Genomic DNA, 19,682 nt, shown 5'->3' on the forward strand with positions numbered 1-19,682 from the left:
ATAAAAAGCCGACCTTTACATTCACAATCTCTTAACAAAAGGGATACATAAAATTGCGACTATCATGAAACCGGGCGATAAGGTAATTTGTATAAACGACAAAATAGATCCTGAAAAGATGGCTGAAATACGGCAGGATTTTGAGATCTGGATCACCAGGGATAAGGAGTACACCATCCGCGAAATACTTGATAACAATGGCATTGTAACCGGCCTGTTATTGGAAGAGGTACACAATTTTCCCAAATTTTTTAAACTGATAAACCGTTTCCAGGAACCTGCATTTGCCCAGTGGCGTTTCCGCAAACTAAATTACGCAAGTCCGGAGGCCGAAGCTGTTAGCGAAGATTTGGAGCTTGTTGAGCATATTGAAAAAGAACAACAGCTGGTAAAAGTAAAATAGTGTCGAAACCTGCCTCCTGCCGTCGCCTTCAGGCTCACAGTAATTACTTTGTTAAAATAAGTTAAACATTTGGCTGCAACCTATTCATAAACGGATATTTATATAGCGAAATCATTGCATATAATTATCTGTCTGTATGAAAAAGTTACCCGCATTATTTTCACTGGCAACTTCAATCGGATTGTGGTATGCCTGCACCCAGCACCCGCAAAACAAAAATACAATTGATAAGCCCGCCATAAAAATCAGCAACCATGGCGTTAACATTGCTTATACAGATACCGGCAAGGGTGATACCACATTGCTTTTTGTACATGGCTGGTGCATTAACAAAAGCTACTTTAACAATCAGGTAAAATATTTTGGTAATAAATACCGGGTTGTTACGATTGATTTGCCTGGCTACGGCCAATCAGGTAAAAACCGTAACTCATGGACGGTGAATGATTTTGCCCGTGATGTAACCTTCGCGATAACCACTCTTAAATTAAAAAACGTAATCCTCATTGGCCACTCCATGGCCGGCGAAATTATTGTACAGGCCAGGCTCAATACCCCTAACCAGGTGATAGGGCTGGTAGGCATTGATAACTTTAAGGGCTTTGACGGAAAACCCGAAAGCGCAAAGGCCAAAGCCGATTATGCAGAAGCCATAGCCATGTTAAAAAAACATTTTAAAGCAGTAGCCACAACCTATTTTAACCAGGACCTTTTTTATAAAACAACCAGCGCCGCAATCAGGAAACGCATACTTAACGATGTGGCCAATGCCGATAGTGCCATTGCCATAGCAAGTATGGAAGACAACAGTTTTAACACAACAGCCAAACTTAAAGCCGCCAAAACAAAGCTCTATCTTATTAACAGCGACTACACACCTAATGACACAATTGGGTTTGTCAAAGCAGGGATCCCTTACCGCTTGCTGCAAATACATGCCACAGGGCATTTCCCTATGATTGAAAAACCTGCAGAATTTAACAGGCTTTTACAACAAGCTATCAATCAAATTTAATTTGCTTAAGCATAAAAAGCAGCATTTAAAGCAATTTTAACAACCTGGCAAATTATGTAAACAATGCCAAATAGCATATTTCATAGCTAATTTAATACTCATAATCGCTTGCTGCGCCCTCTTCTACAAGTTGTGTAAGCAAAGCTTTCAATACAGCTTCACGGGTCCACTGCTGTTCAGGTGATGATGCATCATCCTTATACCATTGCAGGGGAGTGTTAATTTCGATGCGGGCTTTGTAAACAAAGTTTTTGGTTGGATGCAATTTGGTCCCCTCGTAGCTATTCAGGTTTTCAGTTTTAATGATCCGGGCCAGGTCACGGACCCGGATATCTACCTGGAGACATTCATCAATTGAATTTTTAAAATCCTGCTTATCTTCCAGCCACAAAGTAAGCACTTCATCCGTAATGTCGTGTTCGGCAATAGATATCCGGCTGTAATCATAATCAACCGATATAATAAGCCACCAAAGCTGGCTTTTAAGTTTTTGAGAAATTTTTATCATGATAATTAGTGTATTGATTTCATATTATTTTAATTGGGCATTATGCAGTAATACCTGCAACCAGGTTATTACCGCTTAAAAGCAGGCATCCAGCCTGGCATATACTTTTGAATAGCAGCAATTTCATCTCTATACTTTTCGCATGCAGTTCTATAACCTTCAAAGCGCTGCAAAACCTCATGTTCATTTAAAGTATTTGAGCAGTTTTGATTATTATTATCTCCTGTCGATTGCCGTAGGGCCGAAAATGCTATATACATTGTTGTATGATATTGATTATTTATTGATATTATTTCTTGATTTTAAATTACAGAACATTGTATTTTAACAAAAGAATACTCTTTACAAAATGGATTAAACATTTTGATTTGTAAATAATTTGACTTACATTAGCAATTATCAACGAAACAAATATACAGAATAATCTTTATTATAATCAAGAATAATCTTTAAATTATTTTCATCATGGAAGACGAGATAAAACCAAACAAAATAAAGATTGTACGCCCCGAAACATTGGAGTTTATCATACTCTATAATCAGCTTAAAGGAAAAGCTTTTAATGGAAATGCTCAATTAGCTGAGGCGTTAGGCTTTAACTCCCCAAGCTCGATTACTGAAATAATAAAGAGCAGGCAAAACATAGATCCAGAAAAACTCCGTATTTTTAAAGAAAGATACAAAGACTACATAACAGGCGATAAAAAACAGAATTTCTCTGAATCAAAACCTGTATCCAAACACAGTGAAGGCATACCTATGTATGAAATTTCTGCAACCGCTTCAGGTGTAGAAGTATACAATGACATAAACGATTCTCAGCCGGTTGGCCACATGAATTTCCCGGGCATTGAGGATTGCGATTTTGCACTTCCGGTTTGGGGGCACAGTATGTACCCATATCTTGAAAACGGCTGCTGGGTTGCGCTAAAAATAATTCATGATAAAAAGATCCTGCCCGGCGAAGTTTATTACATTGAGTGGGGCGACTATCGCATGTATAAACGCCTGCTTGCCGGGGATATCCCCGATGAGGTAATTGCACATTCAGATAATACAACCGAAATGGTTGGCAACCGGCTCAAATATGCACCATTTATTATAAAGGTAGCCGATATCAAAAAGCTTTGCCTTGTTAAGGACATCCACAAAAAACACAACCATTAACCTGCATAGCGGTGCAATTTGTTAAGAGAATAACAAATTGCACCGCTCTTGTTACCGGGCCTGCCTATTCAAAAACATCCGATACCTTACAACATTCTTACAACTCCGCAGTTAATTATAATACGGGTTAAATTTACTAACACTTGATTTATAATTACGGTGCCTGTTAAACCTTTAAAAACTCAGGCAATCAAAATTTAAAGGTTTAAGCAGGATAATTTTTTTAATCATGCGAAGTGAGATGTTAAAACTTGCCATTGATGAGCTCAGCGTTGGTAACTGGGTACAAAACTTTGCGTTTTACAGCCTTCTTGCCCTGCTATCATGGGCGGTTATCATGCAAATAAAATCAACGTCAAAAATTGAATTTAGAAAACGGCGCACAGCGAAATAAGCTGATGTTTATTACAAAAGCCAAACTGTCACCAATTAAAACTTCCCTATTTTTAGCCGTATTTTTTTTGACAGATAAAATGACAATCCGGCTGGCTACCCTCAATGATGTATCGCAGATATTAGCTTTTATAGCTGATGTAATAGCTGTTATGAAAGCAGCAGGCAATTTTCAATGGGATAACGACTATCCCAATAAACAAGCATTTAGCCGGGATATTAACCTTAACCAACTTTGGGTAGCCGAAATTACCGGAACAATAGCAGGTGTAGCTGCTATAACTACCCACCAGGATGCAGAATATGCCCAGGCCGGGCTTGATATTAACGAAACTGCCATAGTCACGCATCGGCTTGCTGTGAACATCAATTACCAGGGCCGCGGCGTTGCGACAGCACTTCTCAAACAAGCCGAACATGAAGCCATCCGGCGGGGAATTAATACATTACGAATTGACACCAATATTGCTAACCTGGCAACGCAAAGGCTGTTCCCAAAGCTGGGCTACGCTTTGGCAGGTGAGATCAGCTTAGATTTAAGACCAGGTTTAAGATTTTTGTGCTACGAAAAACGGCTCAATAGCAATCAATAACAAACAACAACATTTATCGGGGTATGGTTATCCGATTTCCATCTATTTAAAGTTTCACATGTTCACACAAAACCCACAACTATTTCTCAATAGTTATTCACAAATGGGGATTTTATCAACAATGACCTTTTAGTTTATTTTTTATTCAGTTATATTTATGATAATTATAAACCGCAGGCCTCTGCCGGAGTCATAAAGTTGTAACAAAAGGAGAAGAAGATGGAACCTATCATGATACTGGTAATTGCGGCTATTATTGCTGCCATAATTTTAGTTGAATTTAACAAACGGCAAAACACAAAAGCTGGCGATAGCAGTCATATAACTGCCGATGTGCAACAGCTATACCTGCTTAAAGCTGCAGAACATAAAATAGAAGTAATTGAAGATTTACAAAAGAATGCTGCTAACATCAACAATGCTATTGTAACAAATATTGAACAGGAGCTGTCACGTTTAACCGGTGCTTTTGAAAAAGGCGATATCAAATTGAAAGAATTTAACCTCAAGCTTGACAGTTTACTTAATAACCTTGATGTTAACAATTCACTGGCAAAAGCCTCATAAGCAACAAGTTACTCCATTGCGCCGGTTTAATATTTGACTTTAAGTATCACCTTAAAAGTGTTACATATCCCGACAGTGGTTTCTTACCATCCTTAAGATCAACTACATAGTAATAAGTCCCGGCAGGCAGCACGTACCCATTAAAAGATCCGTTCCAGTTTTTAGCATAACCCACCGAACGGAATATTCCGGCACCGTATCTATTAAACACATTCACCGTGCAGTTTGGATACGCGGCAAGCCCGGCGATACTCCAGGTATCATTAACACCATCACCATTAGGGGTAAAAGTATTAGGGATAACCATTTGTTCCAACACATTGACTTTAATAATGGCCGATGCCGGGCATCCCCCTGCTGTTACCGTTAATGTATAAGTAGTAGTTGTTAGCGGCGATGCGGCCGGCGATGAGACAGTGGAATTGCTTAACCCAACCGAAGGCGACCAGCTATAATCTGTAACACCGTTTGATAGAACCGGTGATAAGATAATACTTTCACCTTTTTTGATAGTAATATCTCCGTTAAACGCCACAGTAGGCAACGCTTTAGTTTGAATAACAAGCTCATTACTGGTACCAGGTACAGAGCATTGCGCAGAGCTGCTTATTGTACAAGTTAAGAAATCGCCGTTTTTCAGGGTGTTACTGGTAAAGTTATCCTTGTTTTCGCCAACATTAACGTGGTTCAATTGCCACTGATAGTTAGGATTAGCTACCTCGGTGCCATGAGTGTTTGCCACAAATGTTACCGACTGCCCCGGGCAGGCTAAACCGGGCTGCTCCACCGTTACTATTGGAGGTACTTGTGAATTATACACAGGCGATACCGGGACGGAAATTGCACTCAGCGGGCCGCAGTCGCTTGGATTCATCAGTGTAACTGTTACCTTATCGGCAGCCGTGATGGTGGCCGGCGCCGGGAATGTTTTATCGTGATTACCCTGATCGACATTGTTGATCTGCCAGCTGTAAACAGAATTAACGACCTCGGTACCATGCGTATTCGCCACAAATGATACCGATTGCCCCGGGCAGGCTAAACCGGGCTGCTCCACCGTTACTATTGGAAGTACTTGTGAATTATACACAGGCGATACCGCGACGGAAGTCGCACTCAGCGGGCCGCAGTCGCCTGGATTCATCAGTGTAACTGTTACCTTATCGGTAGCGGTGATGCTGCCCGGTGCCGGGAATGTTTTATTGTGATTACCCTGATCAATATTGTTGATCTGCCAGCTGTAAACAGAATTAGCTACCTCAGTGCCATGGGTATTCGCCACAAATGTTACCGATTGCCCCGGGCAGGCTAAACCGGGCTGCTCCACCGTTACTATTGGAAGTACTTGTGAATTATACACAGGCGATACCGGGACAGAAGTCGCACTCAGCGGGCCGCAGTCGCCTGGATTCATCAGAGTAACTGTTACCTTATCGGCTGCGGTGATGCTGCCCGGTGCCGGGAATGTTTTATTGTGATTATCCTGATCAATATTGTTAATCTGCCAGCTGTAAACAGAATTAGCTACCTCGGTGCCATGCGTATTCGCGACAAATGTTACCGATTGCCCCGGGCAGGCCAAACCGGGCTGCTCCACCGTTACTATTGGAAGTACTTGTGAATTATACACAGGCGATACCGGGAAGGAAGTCGCACTCAGCGGGCCGCAGTCGCCTGGATTCATCAGTGTAACTGTTACCTTATCGGCAGCGGTGATGGTGGCCGGCGCCGGGAATGTTTTATCGTGATTACCCTGATCGACATTGTTGATCTGCCAGCTGTAAACAGAATTAGCTACCTCGGTGCCATGCGTATTCGCCACAAATGTTACCGATTGCCCCGGGCAAGCTAAACCGGGCTGCTCCACCGTTACTATTGGAAGTACTTGTGAATTATACACAGGCGATACCGGGACAGAAGTCGCACTCAGCGGGCCGCAGTCGCCTGGATTCATCAGAGTAACTGTTACCTTATCGGCAGCGGTGATGCTGCCCGGTGCCGGGAATGTTTTATCGTGATTGCCCTGATCAATATTGTTAATCTGCCAGCTGTAAACAGAGTTAGCGGCCTCGGTGCCATGGGTATTCGCCACAAATGTTACCGATTGCCCCGGGCAGGCCAAACCGGGCTGCTCCACCGTTACTATTGGAAGTACTTGTGAATTATACACAGGCGATACCGGGACGGAAGTCGCACTCAGCGGGCCGCAGTCGCCTGGATTCATCAGTGTAACTGTTACCTTATCGGTAGCGGTGATGCTGCCCGGTGCCGGGAATGTTTTATTGTGATTACCCTGATCAATATTGTTGATCTGCCAGCTGTAAACAGAATTAGCTACCTCAGTGCCATGGGTATTCGCCACAAATGTTACCGATTGCCCCGGGCAGGCTAAACCGGGCTGCTCCACCGTTACTATTGGAAGTACTTGTGAATTATACACAGGCGATACCGGGACAGAAGTCGCACTCAGCGGGCCGCAGTCGCCTGGATTGATCATTGTAACTGTTACCTTATCGGCAGCAGTGATGCTGCCCGGTGCCGGGAATGTTTTATCGTGATTGCCCTGGTCGACATTGTTGATCTGCCAGCTGTAAACAGAATTAGCGACCTCGGTGCCATGGGTGTTTGCTACAAACGTTACCGACCGCCCCGGGCAAGCCAAATCCGGTTGTTCTACTGTTACCATTGGGGGTGTTAATGGTATATACATGGGTGATGCCGGAGCGGAAGTAACAGATGGCGTACTCGTACAATCGGTGGTATTAGTGATCGTTACCGTTATTACATCGGTACTGCTAATTTCCGAGCTTATGAAATTCACACTATTTGGGCCCTGGGGATTTCCGTTTACATACCACTGATAACTGGCATGATCACCACCGTTTATTGACAATGCCACAAGGATTACCTGCTCACCGGGGCAACCTAAAATTTGTTGATTAATGCTTACCTCCGGCGTCACAATCTGATTTACTACCCCATTTACCGGCACATGAACATCTGCAGCCCCTGTTGATTTCAACAAAACGTCACCTGCCAGGCTCCCGGCGGGTGCAGTTATTGCTGTGCGTACATAAACTGCAACCCCCGGCTCTAAGTCGGCAATCGGTATGGTAACTGTGCTACTGTAACCTCCAACCGGCGTCAATGATACTTCAAAATTGGCAGGGGCAATAACAATCCCATCATTGGTAAGATTAATTCCCGACACTGCAAACTGCTGATAATTTGCAGATGCCGACCCGATACAGGCAGCAATAGTACCACTAACATTGCTGCTTTTAATATTGGGAGTTGCTACATCAGCAACCTCTATGCTCAACATGAACTTACTGCTGCCCCCGGCGTTATAAGCGGTAACAGTATAATTGGTAGCGGGCCAGAGCACAGTTGGGGTACCGGTGATGATTCCGGTACGAGGGTCAAAGGTTAAGCCTGCGGGCAAAGCTTTATCTATAGTATAACCAGTTGCTGTAACCCGCTTGATAGAGTTTTTACCATATTCGGCCACATATAAATTACCGTCGGCGCCTATCGTTATACCGCTTGGGCTGCTAAAATGGACTTCATTGCCAACCCCGCTTTCGGCCCCTACCGGACCTCCGCCTGCTATAGTTTTAACCTCACCATCCGGCGAAATTCGTCGCACAGTGCCGAGATTACTATCTGTTACGTATAAATTTCCTGATACATCTATAGTTATTCCTACAGGGGATTGAAAATTAGCTGCTGTTCCATTCCCATCCCCGCTACCGAAATTTCCGCTGCCCGCTATTGTTGAAACCATGCCATTGGGAGTTATCTTACGAATTACAAAACCGCCCTGATCTGCAACGTAGATGTTCCCGTCATTATCAACCACAAGCCCGGCCGGCTTTTTAAATTTGGCGGCACGCCCAAGCCCATCTAAAGTACCTGCCGAAGGTTGGCCTGCAAGTGTGTACACGTAACCCGATGGAAATATTTTACGAATGGCGTTATTACCATCCGACACATACAGGTTATCATCCTTATCGATAGCTATGCCGTAGGGATTGATGATATTTGCCATATTACCCGGGCCATCGGCCGTACCGCTTTTATTAATACCGGCAAAAACAGTGACTGTACCCAACGGGGTGATTTTTAATATATTATGATTATTATAGTTTGCCACAAATAAGTTACCGCTTTTATCCTTAACCACTCCACGGGGGTTATTAAGCTTAGGCACATCAAAAGGTGGCCCGGGCAGCGCATCGGTACCTATTGACGAAACCTGCCCCGATGCACTTATTATTCGGATCCCGCCGCCGCTTTCGGCTATATACATATTCCCATCGGCATCTGTACTTATACCAAACGGCAATTTAAATTGTGCGGTAGCTGCATCGCCGTTTACATTACCAAACTGTCCTGTACCTGCTATAACCTTAGTGTCGCCGTAAATGGTAGCCGGAACAGCGCCCCCAGTATTAGTAGGGCTTAGCGGCGATATTTCATTGCCGATAATATAAATATTGGGAGTAGTATAGGTAATATCGGGCGCCTGGCCAAAAGCTGAAAAAGCTACAAGCCAAAGCACAAGTGCTGTTATTACCGGTTTCAGAAAGGTACACACTTGTGGCTACTTTAAATTGTAAGCAAGTTCAGGTACCCGGAGATCTGGAAGATAGCAAGAGTAAATATAATTGGCCATTAAATTGCAGGTAAGGTTATAGTAATCTGTTTTATCTCATCAGTTTATCAGTTACTGATATACATACTAAAATAAGCTTTTTCGATAACACTTAATCAACTAATTTTAAATGATTTAAATTATATAACCCCTATCACCAAAAACAAAAAAAGCCGGCAATGCCGGCTAATATTTTTAAAAAGAAGAATAATGTTTTAGTTGGTATTAATTACGCCTGAAGCCACCTTTTTGGCCACCACCGTTAAAGCCAGGACCTTTGTCTTCGGCTACGTTAACCGTGATCCTGCGGCCGTAATAACTTGCTCCATTCATGCAACGTATCGCTTCTTTCGCTTCATCCTCGTTAACCATCTCCACAAAACCAAAACCCTTACTCTCTTTTGTTTCGCGATCTTTAATGATCCTGAGCGATTTAACCGGCCCAAAATCACCAAAAACAGCTGTTAATTCGGCCTCATCTACTTCTAAAGGAAGACCTGCAATAAATACTTTCATCAATGTTTTTAAAATTTGCATAAAGGTACGAAAAAAGAGCCGTATTACCGCCCTCCCGGGTACTAATGATCATTAGGTAATGGCTTTTTTACCTTAATATTACTGAATAAAATTTCCAAACTGATGTTGAAAACGAAACGAATTTTATTTGAGCTGCAGTTCAAAGCTTCCTTCAACACGGTAAAAAGGAGAGTCAGACTTATCGTCTTTAGCTAAAAAGGTAAAGAACGTACCTTTAGCAATCATATTTTCCTGGTTATACTGTTCCATATCAATCTTGCCAAAATCCTGCTGTCCCGCATATTTGGTAAGGGTATATTGAAGCAAAGGTTTTTTTTCATCAACGTTAAACAGAAACTGGCTCCCGGCAACGTCACTGCTGGTTTTTACCGAAGCCAGTCCTAAAGAGCTGATGCCAAAACTCATGTTATGTGCTTTGTTGATTGCGGTGATGCCAAAATACTTGTTATCGCCATTATGCACGTTTATAAATGCAATTGAATCCTGGCTGGCATCAAAAGTGTAAGTAGAATCTTCGATGGTAACTTTTAAAGTACCTTTCCCTGCAAGAAAATTACCCGGAGTATTGATAATGTTTACTGATGATACGCTGTCCTTACTGCTGGCTGTTTTAACCGCGCTGATATCTTTCACTTCCTCATCTTTTTGGCAGGAAGTTAAAGCCACCGAAATGGATAAACTTAGTAAAACAAACCATTTAGTAAAACTGGTACGTATCATAGGCTTACTGGCGAATAAACATAGCAATAAATAATTACAAATTTCATGAAATATGGTTAAACAAATTAATTTTTTTACTTTTTTTAACCTTTGTATGATATACGTCAATAGTCATGCTAAAGTTGCCGGTTTATGTGTGATAGAACACTTTTAATAAAAATGCAAAAAATGGATAACCGGCGGCCCGTTTTCGAATATTTTCAACATCCAAAAATATAAAAATCGAAATATAAATTACAAGCAATACACTGTAAATCAAATTAATATACACCCATTAAAATACTTCGCCCACATTAATAAACAAGCCTCTTGACCCTTCACGCCCGAAACCATAATCAATGGCGATATTGGTTTTGGATACCTTATTGAGTTTAACCCTTAAACCGGCCCCAAAACCAGGCTGCATAGTTTGTAAAGCCGTACCCGGTGCTGCCGAAAACGACTCGCCGTTTACAAAAGCTACCCCTCCAAGTAAACCATTACGGGTTATTTTAAACCGGTATTCGCTTTCAAGATAAACCATTTGCGCCCCTCTAAACCTACCCTGTATGTATCCGCGCCCGGTAGTAAAGCCAGGGTCGTGCCCGGTAGCGGGCAGATCGAGGTATGCCGGCCGGCCGTTAAGTACCAACCAACTGTATGACCAAAAGGCCAGCACGTTATCCGAGCTTTCCGGAAATCTGAAGTATTTGCGCACGTCAACAATTAAAGAGCGCCAGGCAGTTGTACTGCCTAAAAATGTATAATTATCCCGGTACTGTAACGAGGTGTAAAATCCGCGCGATGCATTAATCGGGTTATCGCGGCTGTCATAGAGCCCGCTAAACGTTATCCCGGTTGATATAGCGCGGCTAACAGGTCCATATCTTTCATAGTCGGACGTTTTTCCGTTTAACTGCCCTTTCTCGTACATGTTCCACCTGTCATCAAAAATATAGCCCAAACCGGCGTAAAAATTTCCGGTTATATTGCGCAAAACAGTTTCATGAAAACGAAAAAAACTATAAACCAGCGGGTTTTCATTATCCCTGTCAGAATTACTGCCTAAGCCAAAACTGCTTTGCGGATACTTGTAAAACCTGAAATCGCCTATAAAATCATATTTGTTGTTTTTCGACCAGATGTTTGATTGAATAGGGATGATCACCTGCTTATTTTGAGTATAGGCAGGATTGATCGTTATGGTGGAGATCCGGGTATCGGGCGCTAACCTGAAAATCACATTGCCTGATATAGTACCCGCCAGCCCTGTTTGTAAAGTGTAACCTATAGCCGGGATAATGGATATTACCGGTTTTGAAGTTACAGAATCAACCTTGCCGGGTTTATTGCTTTCATGAAAAATGGATCCGATAACATCAAAAATATCTTTTTCAAAGGTAGTGTCAGGATGGGTAACCAGTACGGTATCTTTATATTTAGTATGCCCTATCGGGATGTATCTTTTATCCTGGGCGTGTACTCTGATACTTATGAGCAAGCCTGCAAAAATTAAAATGCTTGTTTTATTAATACCCATTATAATTATTCGATGCAGGAAAAGTAAAGGTTTATCCGTGCAATTATAAAATAATTATTTAAGTTATTTGTTTGTACAAGATTTTATTGCGCCTTAAGCCGCGGATCAAAAGTAAACTTGTTTACACTGCTGATAGTTATTTTGTTATAATCGGGATGGGCCGGATTAAGCAGGTAATTATATTCCAGATCAATAATTGCCGATGGTACTTTTAATACGGCCGTTTCCATTTTACGAAGCCAGGTATCGCCAAGCAATTGCGTAACGGGGTAGTTAATTACTTTATGCCAGTTAGTATTAAGCTTTTGAAGTTTGTTTACAGTGATTTCAAAAACAGGCAGGTTATCCGGTATCTGAAATATGATAACCGAAAAATCGCCGGCGTACAAGGCTGTACCAGGCGAATGCGCCAGTTTTTCGAGACATGAAAGAGCCAGTGAACCACCTGTATAGATCATATATTGCCCCAATGAATTCCATCGGCCGTCAATTCCTGAGCCTTTGCGGTCACGGGCATATTTAGTTTGGCTTATCCGGTAAACGTTCAAAAAAGGTAGATAGATAGATTAATAAATTATCTGGCGAACATAAATTGCTTTAAAGAAACAATCAATAATTCACTAAATCATTAATTCAATAATTATTTTTAGGCAAGCACACCGTAATCAATACGGATAAGCTGGCTTATTACAATACTAATACCTGTTATGGTATCAAGTAAATCAAAAGGGATAGCGTCAATACCCGGATTATAGTGTTTTAGCCAGCCCTTAAACTCGTCAAGGGTGCCAAAGGTATCAAGGCCTTTATCAAAAAGCTCAAACAGTTGAATGATGTGCTCACTAAGCCCCTGGTTTAATTCATGTGTACTTTGCAAATGCTTACGCAAAGTAGGCTCGGTTATATGCAACCATTTGGCAATATCGCTTTGAGTGGCGCCGGTTACCTTTAATAAATCAGTGATGGAATTTGAACGCAACCCTTGTTTTATAGCCCCAAGCTTGGCCAAAGGCGATTTAAAATAGGTTTCATAAGGCATCAGCAGATCATTAAAAACCTGCATAGGCGCATCGGTAAATACATAAGGGCGGGATGCAGCCTGCCCTTGCCTGGCTTCAATAGCTGTATTACGTTTAATTGCTTTGCTCATATACAAATGTAAATATTTTCTATTAAAAAAGAAAATATTTACATTTTATTAATTCTACTCTTATACCTTCCCCATATCTGCCTTAATAAAAAAATTACCAATAAAATTAGCAATTGTAAAAAATATTTCCGACATTTGATTATTCTTTTATGCCAATAGGCATTTAAAACATAATGAAACCCGATATATCTTCCTTTAATAACGCCGCCCAGGTTGAGCGGCTTATTGACAAATATTTTGCCCACATAAAGGGTAAATATCACATTGAACAAAAACCGGTAAAAAACAGTAAAGACAATGCAGAAACTATTGAACAAAAGGTTTGGGACCGTGAACCCGAACCTGCAACCCTATCGGGACTGGCCCTTGCACTTGGCTTTAACAGCCGGCAGGAGCTTCATGATTATATACAGCACGGCCGGTTTTCACAGGCTGTTAAACAGGGGATTTTACGCGTAGAAGCCAGCTATGAGGCTCATCTGCACCAAAATGCAACCGGGGCAATGTTCGCGTTAAAAAACATGGGGTGGAACGAAAAACATGACCCATCACCAAATACAGAGGCAGGGAATGTTTTAACAGTGAAAATCTTAAGCTCCGGCCCGCCCCCTGCCGGCAGTGAAAAAGAGGTAAAACTATAACCCCGGTACCCGTTTGTAAGTTCAGGTATCAGATTAAAAAATCAGCAAAAATGACCGATGAAGAAATAATCACCGACATTACATTTAAAGAACCGGAAGGCTTTCACTGCTCTGTCCTGTTCAAACAAAATTTTCTCTCAACCGCACATGTGGTAGTTAACCAGGGAGGCACCAGCAGCGGTAAAACATTTGCCATTGAGCAGGCGCTGTTTTGCCTTGCCTGCGAAAACCCCAAACAGGTGATCACCATAGTTGGGCAGGATATTCCTAACCTTAAAGCAGGCGCCCTGCGCGATGCATTAAATATATACAACTCTTCGCCGGTATTACAGGCAAAAATTAAAAGTTATAATAAAAGCGACCGGATCTTCGAGTTCATTAACGGCAGTAGTTAATGTGCTGCAGCAGGAAGTTCAGGGATTAAAAGAAGGAAAAAGATCTTAAATATATTGTTTAAGAGGTTGTGCCCAGAACGAGATTCGAACTCGTACATCCTTACGAATGCCACCCCCTCAAGATGGTGCGTCTACCAATTTCGCCACCTGGGCTTTTAAAAAATGTGAGAATCTTTCAATTCTCACATTCTAATTTTTCTTACTTAAAAAAGGCGTGCCCGAAGAGAGACTCGAACTCTCAAGAGACAATTCTCAACGGCTTCTGAGACCGCAACGTTTACCAATTTCGCCATCCGGGCTTATCGTTTTATTAACAAGCGTGCAAATATAATCGTTTCCGCCAAATTGCAACCTAATAAATTAAAAAATCAATATTATGTTGTTTAACGGTATTTGAAAATCTAACTTAGGTTTCATAAAACACTTTATATCAAACTAAATGAAGCTAAACCGCATTTTTATTTCAGGTACCTTATTCTGTTCTGTGTGGTTCAATTCTGTCCTGAAAGCACAAACTATTACTATTTTACAGCAGGATAAGCCAACAAGTATCCGTGGTTTATCGGTAGTTGATGACAATACGGCATGGATAAGCGGCAGCAAAGGATACATCGCTAAAACTAACGACGGCGGTAAAACCTGGAACTGGCAGCAAATAAAGGGTTATGAAAAATCCGACTTTCGGGATATCGAAGCTTTTAATGATCATGAAGCCGTGATCATGAGTTCGGGCACGCCGTCCCTCATCTTGAAAACAGTTGATGGCGGACAAACCTGGCAGGAAAAATATCGAAAAACAGATACAACCTATTTTTTAGACGCCATGGATTTTGCCGATAACCATCACGGTTACATCTTAGGCGACCCAATCAACAATAAATTTTTATTACTGGAAACCAAAGACAGTGGTGAAACCTGGAACGAGTCGGAAAATGCCCCGGATGCACTACCCGGAGAAGCTGCTTTTGCAGCGAGTGGAACATGCCTCAGAGTATCGGGCAAAGGAGCGATATACATCGTTTCAGGAGGTAGCAGTGCAAGGCTTATTTCCTTGCAGCTTCACAATAATCAATGGCAGTATTCAAATCTTCCTCTTACTCATGGAAAAAGCAGTGAAGGGGCTTTTTCAATATCGACAGGGCAAAATGCCGGTATTATTATCGGGGGGGATTATGCCAATGATAAAAAGACAGATTCAGTGGCAACTATCCACACGGTTCACCCTGTCCTCACATTTACACCATCACAAACAGGGCCGGCAGGTTTTCAATCAGGTGTTGAGTACATAAAATCCGGAATATTCCTTTCCACAGGCACTCCCGGGAGCAACATCACTACAGATGGAGGCAAAACGTGGAAGCAAATAGACGGCACAAGCTTTAACGTTTGCCGTAAGGCAAAACATGGCACACTCGTATTATTAGCCGGAAATAGCGGTAAAATAGCTGTTCTAAAATTGTAGTTTACTGGTTTTTAATAGCTTAAAAAAAGCTTTACATTAATTTAAAAAATAGCTTGCAGGGAATAATTAAGAACCCTATATTTGCACCACTTTAAACGGAAACGGTTAACCGAACCAAGGAAGTTGAAAAGTATGATTCCGTAGCTCAGCCGGTAGAGCATAACACTTTTAATGTTGGGGTCCTGGGTTCGAGTCCCAGCGGGATCACAAAGCCTTTGAAAAGAGGCTTTTTTATTTAAAAACAAAAGCTGCCCTTTAAACAGCTCCGCCTCATTAAGCGAAAAATTTAAAGAATGATTCCGTAGCTCAGCCGGTAGAGCATAACACTTTTAATGTTGGGGTCCTGGGTTCGAGTCCCAGCGGGATCACAGAAAGGCACAAGAAATTGTGCCTTTTCGCATTTAAACCCGTGCTCAACGCTGTTTTTGGTAAATAAACGGCCATCCCAAATCAGTTCCGGTCAGATCGATAGAAGCCGAAACTACTGAACACCTTTTTTCGTTATATTGCTCCACAATTAAGCACAACCAATACTAAAAATGACCGGCGGTAATAAGAACGATAAGGTGAATATGAAGACGCTTGCGAAAGAGCTTAACCTTTCAACCGCGACCATATCCAAAGCGTTGCGCGATAGCTATGATATCAGTCCTGAAACCAAACTGAAGGTAATGGAAGTTGCAAAACGCTTAAATTATGTACCTAACGCTTATGCCAGCAGTCTCCGCAAACAAAGCAGTAACACAATAGCCATCATTATACCCGAAATTGCTGATAGCTTTTTTAGCCAGGCCATTAACGGAATTGAAAGCGTTATCGCCCCTAAAAAATACCATGCGCTGATCTATCTTACTCATGACAGCTATGAACGGGAGGCATCCATGTTTAACGACCTGGCCAGCGGACGGGTGGACGGCCTCATCATGTCGGTAGCCAGCAGCACGCAGGATACGGGCCATATTAAAACATTACAGGAAACGGGCATCTCCATAGTTTTTTTTGACAGGGTATGCGAGGATATTACTGCCGATAAAATTATAACCGACGACTATAACAGCGCCTACAACGCTGCCTGTCATCTGCTACAGGCCGGATGTAAAAACATCTCATTGGTTACCATCAGCGGCTATCCTACTATTTTAACCGCCCGGGAACAAGGATATCGCAACGCTTTAACCGACAATGGGTTTGCAGCTAAAGATACAGGAATAGTAACCTGCTCAAATAAATATACGGAGGAAAACGTAAATATGATCAAAGCGCATTTGGCAACCGTTAAACCCGATGGTATCATAGCCACGGTTGAGCAATTGGCGACCGCTACCTACCTGGCCTGCGATGAACTGAAACTACAGATTCCCGGTGATGTAAAAGTTGTTTGCTTTACCAATCAAATTACCGCGGCCATACTTAACCCATCGCTTACTACTATTTTGCAACCCGCGTATGATATGGGCAAGCAGGCAGCCGAAATACTTTTCGGCCGCCTGTCCGGGCGGCTTATGGAAACCGAGCAGGAACTGGTAATGCCATCACAATTAATTGCAAGGGCATCAACAGCCTCTTAACAATTAATCTTTTTGAGGGATATTGGTCATGGTGAAAGCCAAGGTACCGCCGTGGCTAATTTGCTCATGCGATATCATATGATCTTTTATGACCACCCCGTTAAAGGTTACTACCTTCACATATTTGTTTTGGGCAGATAAGCCTGTAGCTTTGATCACCAGTTTATTTCCGTTTTGCAGGTTCAGGGCAATATATGGAAACTGGGGGGCACCGATGCTATACATGCCCGATGCCGGCGTTACCGGGTAAAAGCCCATGGTGCTAAAAATATACCAGGCTGATGTTTGGCCGCAATCATCATTACCATTTATGCCGATAGGTGCATTCCTGAAATTTTGCCATGAGGTATGCTGCCTTACCAGTTCCTGCGCTTTCCATGGCATACCGCAATAGTTAAACAGGTAGATGTAATGATGCCCCGGCTCATTATCAGCCCGGTAATGGCCATCGTTAAAATTATGGAGTAATTTATCGGCAAAGGCCTTTTCACCGCCCATGAGGGCTATCATGCCGGGTACGTCCTGCATAGCGCCAAAAGTATATGTCCATTTGGTGCCTTCGGTAAACCCACTATCCGGCTTGGCCGACCAACTGCCGTCGGCATTCCGTGGAGCCATAAAACCGGTTGAAGTATTGTACACGTTTTTATAGTTCTTGCTCCAGGTCATCAACTGGTTATAGTCGCTGGTTTTGCCTAAGGCCTTTGCAAGCTGGGCAACGCAATAATCGTCAATACCATACTCAACAGTGCGCGATACTGATTCTTTGGTTTTATCAACCGGAATATAGCCTAATTTATGATAATTGGTTAGCCCTCCCCTTGCTTCAAAGCTTGTCCAAAGGTCGCGGTCGCCCCATTTTTTTTGAGTATCGCCATCAGGAGCAGCAAAGGCATCCTTATGCAAGGCTTCATAAGCTAAGGCAGCATTGTAGCCCCTAAACCCTTTGATATAAGCATCGGCAATTACAGCATCGGCATGGGTACCTATCATGATATTGGTATAGGTTGGGTTTGGCCACATCGGCATCCAGCCTCCTTCCTGGTACATTTGCAGCAGCGATTTCACCATATCGTTTACACGCCCGGGCTGGGTAAGGATCAACAAAGGATGCAAAGCCCTGAAGGTGTCCCATAATGAATAATCATTGTAAGAAACACCATTGTGGATCTTATCATCAAAAGCACTATAATACCTGCCATACTCTGAAAATTCCCTTGGAAAAAGCAGGGTATGAAAGAGCGCTGTGTAAAAAATAGTTTTTTGTCCATCCGTGATATCAGCAACCTGCACTTTTTTCAATTGCTGCTGCCAGTTATCACGGGTGCTTTTCACTACCTTTTCAAAATCCCAGTCGGGGATTTCCTTTTTAAGATTGTGACGAGCCTGGTCAATACTGATGAATGAGGTTGCAACCTTAACCTTTACAACAGTACTGCCCGTTGTTTTGAATGATACATAGGCCCCCATCCGGGTACCAAATTGCTCTTTACTCCTTTTTTTTATAGTCTTATTATCCCAGGTGCCATAACTGCGGATGGGCTTATCAAACTTGATAATAAAATAGCCTTTAAAGTTTTTAAGCGCCGGCCCAAGCTGAGCCGACTGCCTGTCGGGATTGTAGCCGGTTATTTCATTATTTACGGTATCAACATGCACATATCCGCGCATTTCCTTCATTCTCACCTTAAAGTCGTTAGCCCAATCGGTAAGCGCCGGGTTTAAATTAATACCCTGAATGATAAGATGTGCCTGATCCGATTTAGGGAAAGTAAAGCGGAACATGCCACAGGTATTGACGCCGGCTATTTCGGCCTTGATGCCTGCGTTAGCACCGGCTTTTAGTTTTACTGAATAATAATAAGGTTTGGCAACCTCATCCTTATGGTCAAACAACAACTTGCGCTCTTCTGGCAGTACCCGAAGGTTGCCTATTTGGGGCATTACAGATACATAACCATAATCGCCCATCCATACGGTAGGTTGGTGCGATGCCATCAGGCCAATTACCGAGTTATCCTCATAAGTATAACTCATTTTGCTCATTTTATTTTCGCCGGTTTGGGCTACAAAATTGGTCATGGCGAACGGCACGTTTACGCATGGCATGGTGCCGCCGCCATCAAGTCCTTTGGCAAAGCCTGTTGATGCAGTACCGATGAGCGGGTTAACATAGTCAACCTCATCCTTTTTAACCTTAGTCGTTTTTTGTTGGGCGTTTGTTGTTACAGAGACCAACGAAAGCAATATCAACGGATAGATCTTCCGTTTAAATTTCGGGCAAATGTTTAAGATCATTTTTCAGATAGATTTTTAGGCTTGTTTAAACAGGCCTGGCAAATCTCTGATTTTTCAGATCATATCTGTTAAAAGCCTGGTGTTTTTTT

The 19,682-nt window shown here is 42.4% G+C and carries 19 protein-coding genes and 4 tRNA genes; 12 read left to right on the top strand and 11 right to left on the bottom strand.

All coding sequences use genetic code 11. The features are described from left to right. The first annotated feature begins 64 nt into the window (after positions 1-64). Both SNE26_RS14640 and SNE26_RS14645 read left to right on the top strand, forming a co-directional pair. Positions 65-403: a hypothetical protein gene (locus SNE26_RS14640; RefSeq protein ID WP_274989567.1), complete on the top strand. Its 339-nt coding sequence runs from the start codon at positions 65-67 to the stop codon at positions 401-403. A gap of 136 nt (positions 404-539) precedes the next feature. Further along, a complete protein-coding gene (locus SNE26_RS14645) occupies positions 540-1,418 on the top strand; it encodes an alpha/beta hydrolase (RefSeq protein ID WP_321554684.1) in 879 nt (292 codons plus the stop codon). 91 nt (positions 1,419-1,509) lie between these two features. Here the strand turns inward: SNE26_RS14645 and SNE26_RS14650 are convergent, their stop codons facing one another. Together SNE26_RS14650 and SNE26_RS14655 are read right to left on the bottom strand one after the other, a co-directional pair. Next, positions 1,510-1,926, bottom strand: coding sequence for a hypothetical protein (locus SNE26_RS14650; protein WP_321554685.1), 417 nt, complete (start codon positions 1,924-1,926; stop codon positions 1,510-1,512). Between the two features lie 68 nt (positions 1,927-1,994). Beyond that, positions 1,995-2,186 (bottom strand): hypothetical protein, encoded by a 192-nt coding sequence (locus tag SNE26_RS14655; RefSeq protein ID WP_321554686.1) that lies wholly within the window; start codon positions 2,184-2,186, stop codon positions 1,995-1,997. 205 nt (positions 2,187-2,391) lie between these two features. On the opposite strand from SNE26_RS14655, the gene SNE26_RS14660 reads away from it, so the two are divergent. From SNE26_RS14660 to SNE26_RS14675, 4 genes are all read left to right on the top strand, one after another. Then, complete coding sequence (locus SNE26_RS14660) at positions 2,392-3,093, top strand: S24 family peptidase (protein WP_321554687.1); 702 nt, start codon at positions 2,392-2,394, stop codon at positions 3,091-3,093. 229 nt (positions 3,094-3,322) lie between these two features. Further along, a complete protein-coding gene (locus SNE26_RS14665; protein WP_321554688.1) occupies positions 3,323-3,487 on the top strand; it encodes a hypothetical protein in 165 nt (54 codons plus the stop codon). Positions 3,488-3,566: 79 nt separating this feature from the next. Further along, positions 3,567-4,079 carry a GNAT family N-acetyltransferase gene (locus SNE26_RS14670; RefSeq protein WP_321554689.1) on the top strand — a complete coding sequence of 171 codons (513 nt, stop codon included), beginning with the start codon at positions 3,567-3,569 and terminating at the stop codon, positions 4,077-4,079. 219 nt (positions 4,080-4,298) lie between these two features. Beyond that, positions 4,299-4,646 carry a hypothetical protein gene (locus SNE26_RS14675; protein WP_321554690.1) on the top strand — a complete coding sequence of 116 codons (348 nt, stop codon included), beginning with the start codon at positions 4,299-4,301 and terminating at the stop codon, positions 4,644-4,646. A gap of 46 nt (positions 4,647-4,692) precedes the next feature. On the opposite strand, the gene SNE26_RS14680 is transcribed toward SNE26_RS14675, so the two are convergent. The 6 genes from SNE26_RS14680 to SNE26_RS14705 all read right to left on the bottom strand — a co-directional run bounded on the left by SNE26_RS14680 (position 4,693) and on the right by SNE26_RS14705 (position 13,229). Next, positions 4,693-9,246: a gliding motility-associated C-terminal domain-containing protein gene (locus tag SNE26_RS14680; protein ID WP_321554691.1), complete on the bottom strand. Its 4,554-nt coding sequence runs from the start codon at positions 9,244-9,246 to the stop codon at positions 4,693-4,695. 282 nt (positions 9,247-9,528) lie between these two features. Continuing rightward, a complete protein-coding gene (locus SNE26_RS14685) occupies positions 9,529-9,819 on the bottom strand; it encodes an RNA-binding protein (RefSeq protein WP_090523751.1) in 291 nt (96 codons plus the stop codon). Positions 9,820-9,963: 144 nt separating this feature from the next. Further along, positions 9,964-10,560, bottom strand: a complete 597-nt coding sequence (locus tag SNE26_RS14690; RefSeq protein WP_321554692.1) for a hypothetical protein — start codon at positions 10,558-10,560, stop codon at positions 9,964-9,966. Between the two features lie 274 nt (positions 10,561-10,834). Continuing rightward, complete coding sequence (locus SNE26_RS14695; RefSeq protein WP_321554693.1) at positions 10,835-12,079, bottom strand: hypothetical protein; 1,245 nt, start codon at positions 12,077-12,079, stop codon at positions 10,835-10,837. An 83-nt stretch (positions 12,080-12,162) separates the two neighbouring features. After that, positions 12,163-12,627: an RES family NAD+ phosphorylase gene (locus SNE26_RS14700; RefSeq protein WP_321554694.1), complete on the bottom strand. Its 465-nt coding sequence runs from the start codon at positions 12,625-12,627 to the stop codon at positions 12,163-12,165. Positions 12,628-12,725: 98 nt separating this feature from the next. Then, a complete protein-coding gene (locus SNE26_RS14705) occupies positions 12,726-13,229 on the bottom strand; it encodes an antitoxin Xre/MbcA/ParS toxin-binding domain-containing protein (protein ID WP_321554695.1) in 504 nt (167 codons plus the stop codon). Between the two features lie 173 nt (positions 13,230-13,402). Between SNE26_RS14705 and SNE26_RS14710 the strand changes: the two genes are divergently transcribed. Next, a complete protein-coding gene (locus SNE26_RS14710) occupies positions 13,403-13,870 on the top strand; it encodes a terminase small subunit (protein ID WP_321554696.1) in 468 nt (155 codons plus the stop codon). A gap of 50 nt (positions 13,871-13,920) precedes the next feature. After that, entirely contained in the window at positions 13,921-14,265 is a 345-nt protein-coding gene (locus SNE26_RS14715; protein WP_321554697.1) for a hypothetical protein, read from the top strand. A 69-nt stretch (positions 14,266-14,334) separates the two neighbouring features. Here SNE26_RS14715 and SNE26_RS14720 read toward each other — a convergent pair. Continuing rightward, positions 14,335-14,418, bottom strand: a tRNA-Leu gene (locus SNE26_RS14720). Between the two features lie 62 nt (positions 14,419-14,480). Further along, positions 14,481-14,564, bottom strand: a tRNA-Leu gene (locus tag SNE26_RS14725). Positions 14,565-14,704: 140 nt separating this feature from the next. Between SNE26_RS14725 and SNE26_RS14730 the strand changes: the two genes are divergently transcribed. From SNE26_RS14730 to SNE26_RS14745, 4 genes are all read left to right on the top strand, one after another. After that, positions 14,705-15,727 carry a YCF48-related protein gene (locus SNE26_RS14730; RefSeq protein ID WP_321554698.1) on the top strand — a complete coding sequence of 341 codons (1,023 nt, stop codon included), beginning with the start codon at positions 14,705-14,707 and terminating at the stop codon, positions 15,725-15,727. A gap of 134 nt (positions 15,728-15,861) precedes the next feature. Beyond that, a tRNA-Lys gene (locus SNE26_RS14735) sits at positions 15,862-15,934 on the top strand. Positions 15,935-16,022: 88 nt separating this feature from the next. Further along, positions 16,023-16,095, top strand: a tRNA-Lys gene (locus tag SNE26_RS14740). 171 nt (positions 16,096-16,266) lie between these two features. Then, on the top strand, positions 16,267-17,295 hold the full coding sequence (locus SNE26_RS14745; protein WP_321554699.1) for a LacI family DNA-binding transcriptional regulator: 1,029 nt from the start codon (positions 16,267-16,269) through the stop codon (positions 17,293-17,295). A gap of 3 nt (positions 17,296-17,298) precedes the next feature. Here the strand turns inward: SNE26_RS14745 and SNE26_RS14750 are convergent, their stop codons facing one another. Then, positions 17,299-19,593, bottom strand: a complete 2,295-nt coding sequence (locus SNE26_RS14750) for a GH92 family glycosyl hydrolase (protein ID WP_321554700.1) — start codon at positions 19,591-19,593, stop codon at positions 17,299-17,301. Positions 19,594-19,682 lie beyond the last annotated feature (89 nt).

It is taken from the genome of Mucilaginibacter sp. cycad4 (genome assembly GCF_034263275.1).
Lineage (GTDB): Bacteria > Bacteroidota > Bacteroidia > Sphingobacteriales > Sphingobacteriaceae > Mucilaginibacter.